This window comes from Streptomyces sp. NBC_00667 (assembly GCF_036226825.1).
Lineage (GTDB): Bacteria > Actinomycetota > Actinomycetes > Streptomycetales > Streptomycetaceae > Streptomyces.
Map to the genome: position 1 here is coordinate 6,425,679 of NZ_CP109022.1, position 15,780 is coordinate 6,441,458.

Annotated in this window: 15 protein-coding genes; 5 read left to right on the forward strand and 10 right to left on the reverse strand. The window is 75.2% G+C overall.

The genetic code is table 11. The features are described from left to right. Positions 1-164: 164 nt before the first annotated feature. The 7 genes from OHA81_RS29060 to OHA81_RS29090 all read right to left on the reverse strand — a co-directional run bounded on the left by OHA81_RS29060 (position 165) and on the right by OHA81_RS29090 (position 7,870). On the reverse strand, positions 165-1,409 hold the full coding sequence (locus tag OHA81_RS29060) for a glycosyltransferase (protein WP_329200777.1): 1,245 nt from the start codon (positions 1,407-1,409) through the stop codon (positions 165-167). Further along, a complete protein-coding gene (locus OHA81_RS29065) occupies positions 1,406-2,371 on the reverse strand; it encodes a glycosyltransferase (protein ID WP_329200779.1) in 966 nt (321 codons plus the stop codon). Before OHA81_RS29065 ends, OHA81_RS29060 begins: the two co-directional genes overlap by 4 nt. Then, complete coding sequence (locus OHA81_RS29070) at positions 2,368-3,447, reverse strand: glycosyltransferase family 9 protein (protein WP_329200780.1); 1,080 nt, start codon at positions 3,445-3,447, stop codon at positions 2,368-2,370. The genes OHA81_RS29065 and OHA81_RS29070 overlap by 4 nt, the downstream gene beginning before the upstream one ends. Next, positions 3,444-4,079: a D-glycero-alpha-D-manno-heptose-1,7-bisphosphate 7-phosphatase gene (locus tag OHA81_RS29075; protein ID WP_329200782.1), complete on the reverse strand. Its 636-nt coding sequence runs from the start codon at positions 4,077-4,079 to the stop codon at positions 3,444-3,446. The genes OHA81_RS29070 and OHA81_RS29075 overlap by 4 nt, the downstream gene beginning before the upstream one ends. Beyond that, a complete protein-coding gene (locus OHA81_RS29080) occupies positions 4,076-5,152 on the reverse strand; it encodes a glycosyltransferase family 2 protein (RefSeq protein ID WP_329200784.1) in 1,077 nt (358 codons plus the stop codon). The genes OHA81_RS29075 and OHA81_RS29080 overlap by 4 nt, the downstream gene beginning before the upstream one ends. Continuing rightward, positions 5,149-6,825, reverse strand: a complete 1,677-nt coding sequence (locus OHA81_RS29085) for a carbamoyltransferase family protein (RefSeq protein WP_329200786.1) — start codon at positions 6,823-6,825, stop codon at positions 5,149-5,151. The genes OHA81_RS29080 and OHA81_RS29085 overlap by 4 nt, the downstream gene beginning before the upstream one ends. A gap of 82 nt (positions 6,826-6,907) precedes the next feature. Next, complete coding sequence (locus OHA81_RS29090; protein ID WP_329200788.1) at positions 6,908-7,870, reverse strand: UDP-glucuronic acid decarboxylase family protein; 963 nt, start codon at positions 7,868-7,870, stop codon at positions 6,908-6,910. Between the two features lie 324 nt (positions 7,871-8,194). Here OHA81_RS29090 and OHA81_RS29095 point away from each other — a divergent pair, with 324 nt between their 5' ends. The 5 genes from OHA81_RS29095 to OHA81_RS29115 all read left to right on the forward strand — a co-directional run bounded on the left by OHA81_RS29095 (position 8,195) and on the right by OHA81_RS29115 (position 13,046). Further along, complete coding sequence (locus OHA81_RS29095) at positions 8,195-9,181, forward strand: SDR family NAD(P)-dependent oxidoreductase (protein ID WP_329200790.1); 987 nt, start codon at positions 8,195-8,197, stop codon at positions 9,179-9,181. Between the two features lie 75 nt (positions 9,182-9,256). Continuing rightward, positions 9,257-9,712 (forward strand): SRPBCC family protein, encoded by a 456-nt coding sequence (locus OHA81_RS29100; protein WP_329200792.1) that lies wholly within the window; start codon positions 9,257-9,259, stop codon positions 9,710-9,712. Next, positions 9,699-11,291 (forward strand): phytoene desaturase family protein, encoded by a 1,593-nt coding sequence (locus tag OHA81_RS29105; protein WP_329200793.1) that lies wholly within the window; start codon positions 9,699-9,701, stop codon positions 11,289-11,291. The genes OHA81_RS29100 and OHA81_RS29105 overlap by 14 nt, the downstream gene beginning before the upstream one ends. A gap of 98 nt (positions 11,292-11,389) precedes the next feature. After that, positions 11,390-12,622 (forward strand): PP2C family protein-serine/threonine phosphatase, encoded by a 1,233-nt coding sequence (locus OHA81_RS29110; protein ID WP_329202596.1) that lies wholly within the window; start codon positions 11,390-11,392, stop codon positions 12,620-12,622. A gap of 61 nt (positions 12,623-12,683) precedes the next feature. Beyond that, the gene (locus OHA81_RS29115; protein WP_329200795.1) at positions 12,684-13,046 is read left to right on the forward strand and encodes an STAS domain-containing protein; all 363 of its coding nucleotides are present in this window, start codon (positions 12,684-12,686) and stop codon (positions 13,044-13,046) included. A 4-nt stretch (positions 13,047-13,050) separates the two neighbouring features. Here OHA81_RS29115 and OHA81_RS29120 read toward each other — a convergent pair whose 3' ends face one another. The 3 genes from OHA81_RS29120 to OHA81_RS29130 are packed head-to-tail and all read right to left on the reverse strand — an operon-like array spanning position 13,051 to position 15,628. After that, the gene (locus OHA81_RS29120) at positions 13,051-13,554 is read right to left on the reverse strand and encodes a metallophosphoesterase family protein (protein WP_329200797.1); all 504 of its coding nucleotides are present in this window, start codon (positions 13,552-13,554) and stop codon (positions 13,051-13,053) included. A 15-nt stretch (positions 13,555-13,569) separates the two neighbouring features. After that, the gene (locus OHA81_RS29125; RefSeq protein WP_329200799.1) at positions 13,570-14,763 is read right to left on the reverse strand and encodes an amidohydrolase; all 1,194 of its coding nucleotides are present in this window, start codon (positions 14,761-14,763) and stop codon (positions 13,570-13,572) included. Positions 14,764-14,776: 13 nt separating this feature from the next. Next, positions 14,777-15,628 carry an SDR family oxidoreductase gene (locus tag OHA81_RS29130; protein ID WP_329202598.1) on the reverse strand — a complete coding sequence of 284 codons (852 nt, stop codon included), beginning with the start codon at positions 15,626-15,628 and terminating at the stop codon, positions 14,777-14,779. Positions 15,629-15,780: the final 152 nt, after the last annotated feature.

Genomic DNA, 15,780 nt, shown 5'->3' on the forward strand with positions numbered 1-15,780 from the left:
CCGTACCCGTCCCTCCTTCGGTAGTCGGTAGTGCGCGGTCGGGGTCCGGATGGGGTGGAGAAGCGCAGCCGAGCTGGAGCACAGGTTGCGGGTCCGCCCGAGGAACGAGGGCGGGCACGCGGCCGGAGCGGTAGCGAGGCGGAGCTCGACCGGGGAACGGGGCGTCAGAGGGCTCGGGCCACCGCCATGCGGGCGCTGAGCACCGAGCGGTAGGCCGCCTCGGTGGCCGCGGCGACGCTCGCCCAGCCGAACCGGCTCATCACCCGGCTCCGGCCCGCGGCACCGTACGCCTCCCGCAGGGCGGGATCGGCAAGCAGCTCGGCGACGGCCGCGGTCAGGGCCCGCGCGTCGCCGGGCGGCACCAGCCGGCCGGTGACGCGGTCGGCGACGGTGTCGCGCTGTCCGCCCACCTCACTGGCGACGACCGCCCGGCCGCAGGCCATGGCCTCCAACGGAACGATCCCGAACGGTTCGTAGTCCGCGGGGCAGAGCACCACGTCGGCGCTGCGCAGCAGGGCCGGCACCTCGGCGCTGGGCACCCCGCCGGTGAAGCGGACCCGGTCGCCGACCCCGGCGGTCCGCGCCAGGTCCCGCAGCCTGCGGACCTCCGGGTCCGCGTCGACCCGCTCCGGCGGAGGGCCGCCCGCGACGACGAGTTCCGCGTCCGGCAGGCCGGCCAGGGCGGTGATGGCGACGGCGGCCCCCTTGCGGGGGACCAGCCGGCCCAGCTGGAGCAGCCGGTACCGGTGGGGGCCCCGCTCGGCGACCGGGCCCTCGGGGGCGAACTCCTGCGGATCCACCCCGCAGGGCACCACGTCCACCTTCTCGGTGGGCACCCCCATGCCGGCCAGCTCCGCGACCTCGTCCCGGCAGGTGGCCACGACCCGGTCACAGCCGAGCCCCACCTGCACCTCGCAGGAGATCCGGGCCGGCGGGCTGGGGTCGGCGTGGCCCTGGTGGCGCCGCTTCACCGTGCCGAGCGCGTGGTAGGTGTGCAGCAGCGGCAGCCGCAGCTCACGCGCGACCTGGAGCGAGGCCAGCCCCGACATCCAGAAGTGGGAGTGCACCACATCGGGTCCCCGCTCCTGCCACTCCAGCGCGAGGTAGCGGGCGAACTCCAGCATGTGCGGGAGCAGTTCGTCCTTGGGCAGCTGCTCCGCCGGTCCGGCCGGCACGTGGTGGACCAGTACGCCCGGCCGCAGTGGTGTGGTGACCGGCAGGTCCCTGGAGTCCCACCGGGTGTACACGGTCACCCGGTGGCCGCGGTCGGCGAGCGCCCCCGCCAGACGGGCCACGTGCACGTTCTGGCCGCCCGCGTCGACTCCGCCCAGGGCGGCCAGGGGACTCGCGTGCTCGGAAACCAGGGCGATGGACAGACTGCCCGCGGCGGGGCGCGTGCGCGGCGTCATGAGCAGACCTCCGTGATCACGCGCTCCCAGTCGGCCAGGAAGCGCTTGAGTCCGTACCGTTCCAGGACGGCCTGGCGGGCCCGCGCGCCGTCCTCGGCGGCTGCCTGCGGGTCCTCCCGGTAGAGCCGGGCGGCCCGCGCCAGCACCTCGGGGCGGGTCGACAGCGTTCCCGTGCCGGGCGGTACGGCCTCCACCACCTCGGTCGTGGCCAGCGCGACGACGGGCATGCCCAGGTGCATGGCCTCCAGGAGCGAGAGCCCCAGCGAGGTCCAGCGCACCGGGTGGATGTACATCCGGCGCGCGGCCATCGCCTCGTGCAGGGCCTGCTGGGGGAGGTCGGCGCTGCGGCACTGGTCGGCCGGCACGCCCAGGTGGTCGGCGAGGCCCTCCGTGCGCATCCCGAAGACGTCGAGCGGCACCGCTTCGCCGAGCGCGGCCAGCAGGTCCGTACCGGTGTAGCGGCCTCTGCGCACGGGGTCGTTGACGACGACGGCGGCCCGGGGGAGGTGGCCCGAGTACAGGTGTCCCGGGTCGACGATCCCGTGTTCGACCACCTCGGTCCGGGTGGAGCCGCTGTCCCAGAACAGCCGGTTGAAGTGCGTGACGTGGACGAGGGTCAGGTCGTCGCGGTCGGCGAAGGGGTGCCGGGTGCAGGGGACCTCCCCGTCGGGCGCGTTGTGCTCCAGGTAGACGGCCGGCACGTCCCGGCCCGGGCGGCGGCCGCCCAGCCAGCGTTGGGCGAGCTCCGCCTCGTGCGGCCGCTGGAGGACGACCAGGTCCACGGGGCTGTCGCGGAGTTCCCCGGGCGTCACCTCCTTGACCGAGTCCGGCCAGGAGAAGGTGCGGGCCCGCCCCAGACCGTCCGGGTCGCGCCCCGGGGTCACGGGCACCAGATACGTGTGCGGCCCCTGGACGAAGGCGGTGGTCCAGGACCCGTGCACGTGCCACAGCAGGATGTTCATACCCTCGCTCCTCGCTCCGTTTCGGATGAGCCGCCCGGCCGGGCCGGCTGTGTCCCCTGTGCCGTTCCGCCGCCCAGCGTCGCCACCGCCGCCAGCACCTCCACGTCGCTCACACCGTCCAGGCAGGGGTGGCCCTCCACCGGACACCGGCGGGCCCGGGTCTGCGCGCAGCGGGCCCCCTGGTCGCCCAGCAGTACGTGCGGCACGCCGTACGGACGCCAGCGCTCGGCGGGAACCACCGGCGCGAACAGGCAGGCGACGGGGGTGCCCGCCGCCGCCGCGAGGTGCGCGGGACCGGTGTTGCCGGTGAGCACGACCCGGGCGCCCGCGAGGACGCCCGCCAGCTCCGCCAGATCGGCGGTGACGCCGCCGAGGTCCAGTGCGTGGCCGCCCGCCACCTTGGCGGTCAGGTCCTTCTCGGCCCGGCTGCCGGTGACCACCAGCCGGTAGCCCGCGCCGCTGAGCGCCTCGGCGGCCCGCGCCGCCCGCGGGGCGGTCCACGACCGGGCCGGGGCGGCCGCTCCGGGGTGCAGCACCACGTAGGGCTCCGGCCCGGTCAGGTGCGCGGTGTCGGGAGGGGTGCGCACGCGCAGCGCCCCGTCGTCGCCCCGCGGCAGCGCGAACCCGCAGTCCCGGGCCAGGTCCAGAGCGGCCAGCGCCTCGTGCCGGTGCGGCAGGCGCCGGTGACGCAGGTCCAGCAGGGAACCGGGGTAGTCCTCGCAGTCGGCGGCGGCCCAGGGGACGCCCGCCAGTTTCAGCAGCAGGGCCGCCGGCAGCGGGCTCTGGTGGTAGGAGACCAGGATCAGCGCCCTGTCGAACCGGCCGGCCGCGACCGCCTCCAGCAGCCCGGCGCACTCCCGGTGGCCGGCCGGGGCGGGTTCCAGCCCGACCCAGGGGGCGTCGTAGACCAGGACGTCGTCCACGCCCGGCAGGATCCGGGCGGCCGGCTCACCGAGCGGCCCGCAGAGCATCGCGGTGTAGGAGGACCCCGCCGCGACCGCCCGCACGGCCGGCCCGGCCAGCAGCACGTCGCCCGCGCTGTCCAGCCGCACGACCAGCGTGCGCGGCCCGCTCACGGGGCGCTCCCCGGGCCGGGCGCCGCCACCGCCGGGGTGCGGTCGCCCAGCACCAGCCGGACCGCCGCGAGCAGATCGGGCGCCGTCTCGCCGGCCGCCGCGACCTCCTGCGGCAGGGTCCGCCCGGTCGGTACGAGGACTCCCCGGGCCCCGGCCGCGCGCGCCGCCTCCACATCGGCCCCGATGTCACCGATGACGACGGTCCGCTCGGGGGGCACACCGAGGTACCGGCAGGCGGCGAGCACCAGGCCCGGAGCGGGCTTGCGGCAGGCGCAGGCGTCGCGCGGGCCGTGCGGGCACACCGCCCACACCGCGAACGGCCCGAACAGTCCGTCGACCCGCTCGCGCACCGCCAGCACCTGACGGCGCGTCAGCAGGCCGCGGGCCACGCCCGACTGGTTGCTGACCACACCCACCGGGATGCCGAGCGCGCGCACGGCGGCCACGGCCTCGCGGGCGGTGGGCATGGGCGCCACCCGCCCGGGGTCGCCGTTGTAGGGCACGTCGGCGACCAGGGTGCCGTCCCGGTCGAACAGCACGGCCTGAGGCAGGCCCGGATCGGCCTCGTGGCCCGCCCCGGTCCGGGGGGACGCCTCGAACAGCCAGGGGCCGGGCGGAAGCGGCCGGGTCATCGCGGCACCCGTTCCCGCAGCGGTGTGTGCGGCGCCCTGGCGGTCGCCGCCTCGGGCCGGGGCCGCCACGGCAGCGCCCCGCGGTGGCGCAACTGCCCGCGCAGCCAGTGCCAGGTCGCCACCGGCGGGATCAGCACGCTGGTCACCGCCATGGACAGCACCTCCTGCCGGGTCCGCGGTCCGGGGGCGATCCGCGCCCCCGCGAACTCGGCCGTACCCGCGAGCCACCCGGCCGCGCACGCGACGGCGGCGCCGCGTCTGCCGATGACGGCGCAGGACACGGCCCCGGCGGCGGCGCCGGTGACCAGCAGGTGGCGCGGCAGCCGCCCGCGGGGCGCGCTCGCCCGGCTCCACCAGCCGCCGCCGTGCAGCCGGTTCATCAGGACGTCGTCGGCGTTGCCCGCCTGCTGGCGCACGGAGACCCAGCGGTCGGCCGGGCGCACCGGATGGGTGGTGCGGCGCAGGCCCTCGTCCAGGCTCCAGCCGGCGTCCAGGACCCGCAGGGCCAGATCGGCGTCCTCGCGGAACGCCCGGCGGAACCGTTCGTCGAAGCCGCCGACGGCGTCCAGGACTTCGGGCCGGTAGGCCATGTCGGCGGTGATCCAGCGCGCGGTGGCCAGCCCCGCGGTGCCGCGCTCCCAGTCGGTGGGGCGCCGGTCGCCGGGCAGCGGCACCGCTATCCGGGCCGAGATCCCGCCGGTCCGCTCGGAGGCCGCCGCGAGGTCGCGGGCCAGTTCCTCGCCCCACTCGGGCCCGGGCAGCACGTCGTCGTCGAGGAAGACGATCCAGTGCGCGACATCGCCCGCCTCCCGGCGGCCCGTGTTGCGGGCGGCGGCCGGACCGCGGCCGCCGCCGGGCACGGTCACGGTGACGCCGCGCAAGGACGCCGGGACCTCGACCGGCAGGGGGGTGCCGCCGGGCCGGGGGCGGTCGTCCACGAGGACGACCCGGACCGGCTTGGGCCCGGCCGAGGCGGCCAGTGCCTCCAGGCAGCGGCTCAGGCTCGGCCGGCCCAGGGTGGGCACGACCACGGCGTACGGCGGAGCCGTCCGGGCAGGGGCGTACGCGGTCATCGGGACCAGCCTTCGTCGTCGGAGCGGTCATCGGTGCGGAAGAACGAGCCGCGCCGGATCGCGTAGGGCCCGATCGCGAGGAGGTCGACGGGGGAGGAGCCGAAGCACTCCAGCGCGTCGCGCGGATCGTCCACCATGGGCCGTCCGGCCGTGTTCAGACTGGTGTTGACCACCACGGGCAACCCCGTGAGCCGCTCGAAGTGGCCGAGCATCCGTGCCACCAGCGGTTCGTACGCCGCGTCCACGGTTTGGATGCGGGCGGTGCCGTCGACGTGCACGACGGCGGGGATCCGCTCGCGCCATTCGGGCGCCACGTCGTGCACGAACAGCATGTACGGGCTGGGGACGGGCCCGGTGAAGATCTCCGCGGCCCGCTCGGCGAGCACCATCGGCGCCACGGGCCGGAACTGCTCGCGCCCCTTCACGTCGTTGAGCCGCTCCAGGTTGCCCGCGTGTCCGGGGTGAGCGAGCAGCGAACGGTGGCCGAGGGCCCGCGGCCCGTACTCCGAACGCCCTTGGAACCAGGCGACGACGGCGTTGTCCGCGAGCGCCCGCGCGACGGTCTCGGCGATGTCCGGCGGCCGGTCGAAGGGCACCGCCGCCGTCTTGAGCCAGGCGCCGAGCTCGGCGTCGGACCAGTCGCGGCCCAGGTCGGCGCCGGCCATCGGCTCCGGCTCGTCCCCGGCGCCCGCGGCCAGCAGCAGCGCACCGCCCAGTGCGGTCCCCGCGTCACCGGCGGCGGGCTGCACCCACACCCGGTCGAAGGGGCCCTCGCGGGCGATCCGGGAGTTGGCGACGCAGTTCAGCGCCACACCGCCCGCCAGGGTCAGGACGCTGTCGCGGGTCTTGCCGTGCAGCCAGCGCGCCAGGTCCAGCAGCGTCTCCTCCAAGGCGGCCTGCGCACTGGCGGCGACGTCGGCGTGGTCGCGCGTCCACGGCTCCTCCGGCCCGCGGGGGGCGCACAGTTCGTGCCAGGGGACGCCGCTCGCGCGGAACCCGCCGTCGCCGGTCGGGTAGACGTGGCGGCGCAGTTCCGCCAGCATCCGCGGGGTGCCGTGGGAGGCGAGGGCCATCACCTTGAACTCGTCGGACGAGCGCAGGAACCCGAGGTGGGCGGTGAGTTCCTCGTAGACCAGGCCCAGGGAGTGCGGGAGTTCCTGCGAGTGCAAGGGCTCCAGCCGGTCGTGGATGCGGCGCGCCGCCAGGTGCGAGGCCCGCTCTCCGCGCCCGTCCAGGACCAGCACCGAGGAGGTCTCGGCGCCGGAGGCGGCGAACGCGGCGGAAGCGGCGTGCGCCATGTGGTGCGGCACGAACCTGACGAGGGCGGGGTCGAGCCCGGGCAGGGCGCTGCTCAAGAAGCCCGGCGCCTCGCGTGCGTAGGTCAGCCGCAGGTGGTCCCAGGGATCGTCCAGGCCCATCTCCGCGGCCGGCCGGGCGAGCGCCGGATCGAAGGAGTAGGCCACGGCGTCGAGGTCCTGGGGGCGCAGCCCGGCCCGGTGCAGGCACCAGGAAGCGGCTTGTACGGGCAGTTCCCAGGCGGAGAAGGGCACCGGGCGCTTGCCGTGCTTACGCCGGGAGAAACGTTCCTCCTCGGCGGCGGCGACGATGTGGCCGTCGATGACGAGTGCGGCGGCCGGATCGTGGAAGAGGGCGTTGATTCCGAGGATGCGCATGACGTGTCGGGCCTTTCGGCGGAGGGGCGCGGGGCACCGGACGGGAACGCGCCCCGGTGGGACGCGCCCTGCTGCTTCGGCGTCAGTGGTCCGGCTGATCGCGGAACCAGGCGATGGTCCGCCGCAGGCCGTCTTCGGCCGCCACCTTCGGCTCCCACTGGAGCTTGTCGCGGGCCAGAGTGATGTCCGGGCAGCGCACGCTCGGGTCGTCCGTGGGCCGTTCGATGAAGCGGATCTCGGAATCGGAGCCGGTGAGTTCGATGACCAGCCGGGCCAGCTCCAGCATCGTGATCTCGGTCGGATTGCCGATGTTGACGGGGCCCCGCATGCCGTGGGCGGCCATCGCGAGGATGCCCGCCACCGTGTCGTCCACGTAACACAGCGACCTGGTCTGGAGCCCGTCACCGGTGACCGTCAGCGGATCGCCCGCCAGGGCCTGGCGGATGAAGGTGGGAACGGCCCGGCCGTCGTAGCCGCGCATCCGCGGCCCGTAGGTGTTGAACAGCCGCACGATGGCGGTGTCCGTCCCGTGGAAACCGGCCTCGGCGGTCGTCAGCGCCTCGCCGAAGCGCTTCGCCTCGTCGTACACGCTGCGCGGGCCGACCGGGTTGACGTTGCCCCAGTAGCGCTCGTTCTGCGGGTGTTCCTGCGGATCGCCGTAGACCTCGGAGGTGGAGGCCAGCACGAAGCGAGCCTCGCAGCGGTGGGCGAGTTCCAGGGCGTTGCGGGTACCGAGGCTGCCGGCCTCCATGGTGTGCAGCGGCAGCCGCAGGTAGTCGGCCGGGGAGGCGGGGGAGGCCAGGTGGAGCACCAGGTCCGGCGGGCGGGGCACGGTGAACGGCTCCGAGACGTTGGCCCGGAACAGGGTGAAGCCCGGCCGGTCCGCCAGCGCCGCGACGTTCTCCGGCCGGCCGGTGCTGAAGTCGTCCACGCACGTCACCGCCGTGCCCGCGTCAAGCAGCGCGGTGCACAGGTGCGAACCCACGAAACCGGCACCACCGGTGACGACGGCGTGCTCCCAGCGTTGTGTCGAGACGGTGCTCATCGAAGGTCTCCTCTGGCAGGTGTGTCCGGCTCACCACCGGCCGGTTCCGGCAGGTGGCACTCCCTCAGCGGTCGCGGCGGGCGGCGGGCCCCTGGAGCCCCGGGAATTGACATCAGCCTCCGCCAGCCGGGAGGAACGGGCACTCGGGAGCACTGCATTCCGGTGAATCACGGAACGTGAACACGCGGGGGTCCGGCGCGGGGGTGGGGCACGGGGGTGGGGCAGCGGGTCGGTCGGGGCGCGGCGCTCCGGCGCGGCGCTCCGGCTCCCGCACCGCGCACCGCCCGGCGGCATGAATCACGCCGTACCGGTCAGACGCCCGGTGTGAAGCTCAAGAACCGGGTCGTCGTCATCACCGGGGCCTCCAGCGGCATCGGCCGCGCCACCGCCCTGGCCTGCGCACGGCGCGGCGCCCACGTCGTGCTCGCCGCCCGCAGCGCCCGGGAACTCGACCGGGTGGCGCAGCAGTGCGCGCGCCGCGGCGGTCAGGCGCTGGCCGTACCCACCGACGTGACCGACCCCGAGGCCGTGACCGCCCTCGCCGCGGCCGCCACCGCCCGTTTCGGCCGGATCGACGTCTGGGCCAACGTGGCCGGCGTGGGAATCCTGGGCCGGTTCGACCAGACGCCCCCCGGCGAACTGCGCCGGCTCCTCGACGTCAACGTCATCGGCGCCGTCAACGGGGCCCGGGCCGCCGTGCCCGTCATGCGCGGGCAGGGCGAAGGCGTCCTCATCGACGTCGCCTCCCTGCTCGGCGCGGTGGTACAGGCCCCGTACATGTCGGGTTACGCGATGTCCAAAGCAGCCCTCGTCACCTTCGGCGAAGGGCTGCGCACGGAACTCGGCCTCATGGGGGCGAGCGGCATCAGGGTGTGCACGGTGCTCCCCGCCGGTGTCGACACGCCCTTCTTCCGGCACGCCGCCAACCACACCGGCCGCGAGCTGCGCTCCCTGCCGCCCGTGGCGACACCCGAGCGGGTCGCCCGCACCCTCACCGCCGCGATGCGCCACCCCCGCCCCCGCGTGCTGGTGGGCCCCTACGCCCGGTCCCTGGCGGCCGCCCACGCCCTCGCACCGAACCTGACCCGCGCCACCCTCGCCCGGCGCACCGAGCACCGGTACCTGGACCCCGCCGCGGACACTCCCGACTCCCCGGGCAACCTGCGCGAGCCGTCCGGGCGGAGCGCGGCGGTACGCGGCGGACGCGGCAGCGGCTGGCGCACGGCGGTGCGCAGGACGGCGGCCGCCACGGCCCTGGGCTGTACGGCACTGCTCGGCGCCCGGGCCGCCACCCGCCGGCGGCCCACCTGATCGATCCGGCACCGTATGAACCCCGCCGCCCGGGGTAGGCGCCGGGCACCCGTGCCCCCGAGCCCTGGAGGAGCCATGGCAGTGCAGCACCGGCTCATACGCCGTCCACCCGCCTGGCTGTGGGACGTCCTGCGGGACGGCAGCCGGTACGCCGACTGGGTGGTCGGCACCGAGGAGTCCTGGGAGGCCGGCGGACACTGGCCGATGGAGGGCGCCACCATCGGCTACAAGGTCAAGGTCGGCCCGTTCACCTACGAGGGAAGGACCGTCGTACGCGCCTGCGAGCCGCCGGACCGGCTCGAACTGGAGGCGATGGCGGGAAAGGGCGGCAGCGCCCGCATCGCCCTGGAGATCAAACCCTGGGGCAAGGACACGCTCGTCATCATCGACGAACACCCCCTGCGCGGCCGCAACGGCTCCTTCCACAACGCCGCCATCGACCTCCTCGTCCAGCTCCGCCACCGCAGCATGCTCGGGCGCCTGGCCCGGGCCGTCGAGTCCAAGGGGGCCCGGCCCGATGGCGACTCCTGACGCGGTGGTCATCGGCGCCGGCCCCAACGGCCTGGTCGCGGCCAACGTACTGGCCGACGCGGGCTGGCGGGTCGTCGTCCTGGAGGCGGCCCCCGAACCCGGCGGGGCGGTCCGCAGCGACCGCGGCCTCGACCCGGACTACGTGCACGACCTGTTCAGCGCGTTCTACCCGCTCGCGGCAGCCTCCCCGGTGATCCGGGCCCTCCACCTGGAACGGCACGGGCTGCGCTGGAGCCGCGCCCCGGCCGTGGTCGCCCACCCCCTCGAAGACGGCCGCTGCGCCGTCCTCGGCAGCGACGTCCACGACACCGCGGCCTCGGTCGAAGCCTTCGCGCCGGGGGACGGGGCCGCCTGGGAGCGGCTCTACGCCCTCTGGCAGCGCATCGGCGACGACGTGCTGGGATGCCTGTTCACCCCTTTCCCGCCCGTCCGGGCGGGACTCAGGCTCGCGGCGCGGCTGCGCGCGGCCGAGGGGCTGCGGGTGGCGCGCACCATGCTGCTTCCCGCGCGGAGGCTCGGCGAGGAGGAGTTCGCCGGAGAAGGCGCCCGGCTGCTGATCGCCGGCAACGCGCTGCACGCCGACCTCGGACCCGAGTCCGCCCTCGGCGGCGGCTTCGGCTGGCTGATGTGCATGCTGGGCCAGACGTACGGCTTCCCCGTGCCCGTCGGCGGCGCCCGGGCCCTCACCGATGCCCTGGTGCGCCGGCTGGAGGCGCGCGGCGGGACCCTGTACTGCTCGCGGGCCGCCACCCGCGTCGTGGTCCGCGGCGGCCGCGCCGTCGCGGTGCGCACCGAGGACGGCGTCGAGATCCCCGCCCGCCGGGCCGTCCTCGCCGACGTCCCCGCCCCGCTCCTGTACGAGCGGCTGGTGGGGGAGGAGCACCTGCCCGCGCGGCTGCGCTCCGATCTGCGGCGCTTCCAGTGGGACTTCGCCACCGTCAAGGTGGACTGGGCCCTGTCCGGGCCGATCCCCTGGGCCTCGGAGGGCGCCCGGCGCGCCGGGACCGTCCACCTCGCCGAAGGCCTGGACGAACTGACCCTCTTCTCCGCGCAGATCGCCATGAGCCAGGTCCCCCGCGTGCCGTTCGTGATCCTGGGTCAGATGACCACCGCGGACCCCAGCCGCTCCCCGCGGGGCACCGAGTCCGCGTGGGCCTACACCCACGTCCCGCAGGCCATCACCGGGGACGCCGGGCAGGACGGCGCGGCCGCCATCACCGGCAAGTGGGACGAACGGGAGAAGCAGGAGATCGCCGCCCGCGTCGAAGCGCAGGTCGAGCGCTACGCCCCGGGCTTCGGCGCCACCGTCCGCGCCCGCCGCGTGCTCGCACCCCCCGACCTGGAGCGCCTCAACCCGGCCCTGATCGGCGGCGCCGTCAACCAGGGCACCACCAACCTGCACCAGCAGCTGCTCCTGCGCCCCGTCCCGGGCACCGGCCGCCCCCGCACCCCCGTCCGCGGCCTCTACCTCGCCTCGGCCACCGCCCACCCCGGCGGCGGCGTGCACGGGGCCCCCGGCGCCAACGCCGCCCGTACGGCCCTGCGCTCGCGGCGCCTGCGGGGCGCCCCCGGGTCCTGAGAGGCGACGCCCGGCCCCCTGTGCTGCACTGGGCTGTGGACGTGCGGCTTGCGAGAGAGGACTCCGTGACGATCGAGCGCGAGCGAGGCAGCCGACGCATGCTGATGGGCCTGCTCGCGGCCAGTCACCTCCTGCCGATGGAACTCGTACCGGTGAAGGCCCGCGCCCACGCGGAACACGCCGGATTCAGCGACTTGTACGTCTACGTGGCCGACGTACAGGGGCGTGTGCTGCGGCTGCTCACCGGAGAGGGAGTCGCCGGGCCCCCGCCGCCCGCCCGCGCCGCGGACACCGAGGTCCCGGTCGAAGGCACCCTCGCGGGCCGCTCCTACCAGCACGGGGAGATCGTCCCCGTGACGGGGCCGGGCGGCCTCCAGTGGTGGGTGCCCATGCTGGACGGCACCGAACGCCTGGGCCTGCTCAGGCTGACCACCCCCTACGACGACGAGATGGCCCGGCAGGACGCCGAGTCCCTCGCCTCGCTGCTCGCCCTGCTGATCGTCACCAAACGGGACCACAGCGACTCCTACGCCCGCCTCGTGCGCTCCGCGCCCATGAACGTCGCCGCGGAGATGCAGTGGCACCTGATGCCCCCGCGCACCTACGCGGACGGCCGGGTGGTGATCGCGGCCGCGATGGAGCCCGCGTACCAGGTCAGCGGCGACGCCTTCGACTACGCCATGGCCGGCCCCGTCGTCCACCTGTCGATCTTCGACGCCATGGGCCACGACACCGCCGCCGGGCTCGCGGCCAACCTCGCGGTCGGCGCCTGCCGCAACTCACGCAGGCAAGGGTCGGACCTGGTCGGCATGAGCGAACGGGTGGAGGAACTGCTGATCGAGCAGTTCAGCCACCGCTCGTACGTGACCGGCATCCTCGCCGACCTCGACACCGCCACCGGCGAGCTGACGTGGGTCAACCGGGGCCACCACCCGCCCCTCGTCATCCGGGGCGGCCGGTGGACCACCCAGCTGGCCTGTCCGCCGGCCCACCCCATGGGCACCGACCTCGGACTGCCGGTCACGCCCTGTCGCGAGCAGCTGGAGCCCGGTGACCGCCTCGTGCTGTACACCGACGGCATCACCGAGGCCCGCCGCCCCGGCTCGAACGAGTTCGGCCTGGAACGGTTCACCGACTTCCTCATCCGCCGGCACGCCGACAGACTGCCCGTGCCGGAAACCCTGCGGCGCCTCATCCAGGCGGTCATGGACCACCACGAGGGGCGCCTCAACGACGACGCGACCATCCTGCTGTGCGAATGGCTCGGGCCGACCGCCGTGCCCGCGCGGGAGGCCGCGGCACTCACCGGCCTGACCGACCAGGAGGAGTGAAGCGACACCCGCACACCCGATCCCGGCACACCCGTTCCGGGAGCCCGTCAGGAGTCGGCACGTGAACAAGAGCGCCTTGAGCCTGAACGTCCGGGAGGCGGACGGCCCCCGGCGGGTCGTCGCGCTCACCGGCGCCATGGACTGGCACACCGCCCCGCAGCTGCGCGAGGAGGGCGTGCGGCTGCTCGCCGACGGCCCGCACCTCGTCCTGGACGTCTCCGCCGTCACCTTCTGCGACTCCTCCGGGCTCAGCGTCCTCGTACAGCTGCGCCGCCGAGCCGTGGGCGCGGGCGGATCGGTGGTCCTCACGCGCGTGCCCGGACACCTCCTGCGGCTGCTGGAGATCAGCGGGCTGGGCCCGGTCTTCCTCGGCGACGGCGCCGGGCACCCCCCGGAACGGGGCGGCCCCCACGGCTCCCGGTGAGCCGTCAGCCCCGGGGCGTCAGCCGGTGCAGCCGGACCCCTGACAGCCGGCCGCCGGCGGCCACGGCCGTCATGTACGTGGGGAAGGGCTGGCGGCGCCGGTCGGTGGGGGAGCCGGGGTTCAGCAGCCGCAGGCCCCCGGGCGCGGTGGTGTCCCAGGGGATGTGGCTGTGGCCGAACACCAGGACGTCCAGATCGGGGAACCGCCGCTCGCACCGCGCCTCCCGCCCGGCGGCGGCCCCGGTCTCGTGCACCACACCGACGCGCACGCCCTCCAGTACGGCTCTCGCCACCTCGGGCAGCCGCGCGCACAGCGCCGGGCTGTCGTTGTTGCCGTGCACCCCGATCAGCTCGCGGGCATGGCCGGCGACCAGCGCGTAGGCGTCCTCGTCCACCCAGTCACCCGCATGGAGCACGACGTCCGCCCGCCCGCACTCCTCGACCAGGGCGGCCGGGAGCACCTTGGCGCGCGTCGGCAGGTGGGTGTCGGAGATCAGCAACAGGCGCATGCCGCCACGGTACGGTCATCCGCCCGACGCGGCCTGCGAGCGCAGCTGCGCCCAGGCCGTCTCCTTCAACGCGGGATCCAGCAGCACGTCCGCCGCCGTGCAGGCCAGCGCCCGCGCCGAGGCGAGCATCGCCCGTCGTCCCCGGGGGGCGGCCGCGGCGAGCGCGAAGCCCGGGGTGTGGTCGGAGCCCGGCTCGTCCATGATGGCCACGAACGGGTGGATGGCAGGAACCCGGTGGCTGACGTCACCGATGTCCGACGAGCCCAGGTACACCCCCGGCGCCGGATCCCCGACCGCGATGCCGGCCCGCCCGATGTGGTGGGTGAACCGGTCGGACAGCGCCCGGTTGTTGCGGAAGTGCCGGTAGCCCGTACCGACCGGGGTGACCTCGGCCTTGGTGCCCGTCGCCCCGGCCACACCCTGGGCGCAGGATTCGAGTTCCGCCGCCAGTTCCTCCAGCGCGCCCGTCGTCGCCCCGCGCAGCCCGAACAGACCCTCCGCGTAGGCGGGTACGACGTTGGTGGACTCGCCCCCGTCCGTCACGATGCCCTGGACGTGCGACCCGGCGGGAAGCCGCCGGCTGAGGACGGCGGTGGTGTTGAACAGCTGCACCAGGGCGGCGAGCGCGTCGATGCCCTCCGTCGGGTTGCCGGTCGGGTGGGCGGCGCGGCCGTGGAACCCGACCCGGAGCTGACGCTGCGCCGTCAGCGGCGCCCACGCCCAGCTGTGCACCCCCGGATGGAACATCAGCGCGGCGTCGACGCCGTCGAACACCCCCGCCGACACCAGCTCCACCTTGCCGCCGCCGCGCTCCTCGGCCGGCGTCCCCACGGCCAGGACCGTGCCCCCGCCGTCGCCGAGGGCCGCCCGTACCGCGGCCGCCGCGCCCAGCCCGGCGGCCGCGATCAGGTTGTGGCCGCACGCGTGCCCCAGGCCGGGCAGCGCGTCGTACTCCATCAGCAGGGCCACCCGAGGCCCTTCCCCGCCTCCGGAGCGGGCGACGAACGCGGTCGGCAGCCCGGCCGTGCCCCGTTCGACGGTGAACCCCTCCCGCTCGAACTCCGCGCTCAGCAGCGCGGACGAGCGGTGCTCCGCGTAGGCGGTCTCGGGATCCCGGTGCAGGGCGCAGCTGATGTCCCAGAGCCGGTCGGCGCGCCGGGCCACCTCCTCCTCGATCCGGTCGTACAGGGCCTCGTGGTCGTGTGACACATGTCCTCCGATGTCAGGGGAGCGGCGTTCCGCCGGTGGCGTTGAGGATCTCCGCGGTGAGGTAGCTCGCCTGCGCCGAGGCGAGGAAGACGTAGGCGGGCGCCAGTTCCGCGGGCTGGGCCGGACGGCCCAGCGGCGACTGCGCGCCGAACTCGGCGGTGTCGGGCATGGTGGCCGGGATCAGCGGGGTCCACACGGGCCCGGGCGCCACGGCGTTGACCCGGATCCCGTCGGACGCCGTCATCTGCGCCAGCCCCTGGGTGAAGGTGACGATGGCGCCCTTGGTCATCGCGTAGTCCAGCAGCGGCGGGCTCGGCTTGTAGGCCTGCACCGAGGTGGTGTTGATGATGCTCCCGCCGGACGGGATGTGGGGGAGGGCCATCTTCGACAGCCAGAACATCCCGTAGAGATTGGTGCGCACGACCCGGTCGAACTGCTCGGTGGTGATCGCGGAGATCCCCTCCGGCTGCGCCATCTGGTAGGCGGCGTTGTTCACCAGCACGTCGATCCGGCCGAACTCGGTGACCGCCCGGTCCACCAGCGCCCGGCACTGCTCCTCCTCGCGGATGTCACAGACCACGGCCACCGCCTTGCGGCCCGCCTCCTCCACCAGGCGCTCGGTCTGCCGGGCGTCTTCCTCCTCCTCGGGAAGGTAGGTGAAGAGCACGTCGGCGCCCTCGCGGGCGTAGGCGATCGCGACCGCCCGGCCGATGCCGGAGTCCCCGCCCGTGATCACGGTCTTGCGGTCCTCCAGCAGGCCGTGGCCCCGGTAGGACGTCTCGCCGTGGTCGGGCACCGGCTCCATCGGGCCGGTGCGTCCCGGGTGCTCCTGTTCCTGTTCCGGGAAATCCGGCCGGGGGTACATGGTGGTGGGGTCAGGGGCCCCGCGCTTGCGTTCCACGTGGCACAACCTCCTCGGTGAGCGCTCCACCACCCCCGCTCCGGGGGCAGGCCGAAGCGCGCGGACGCTGGCGCGCGTGCCCCGGTACGGTGCGGCTAACCGCTCGCCGCTGTCCC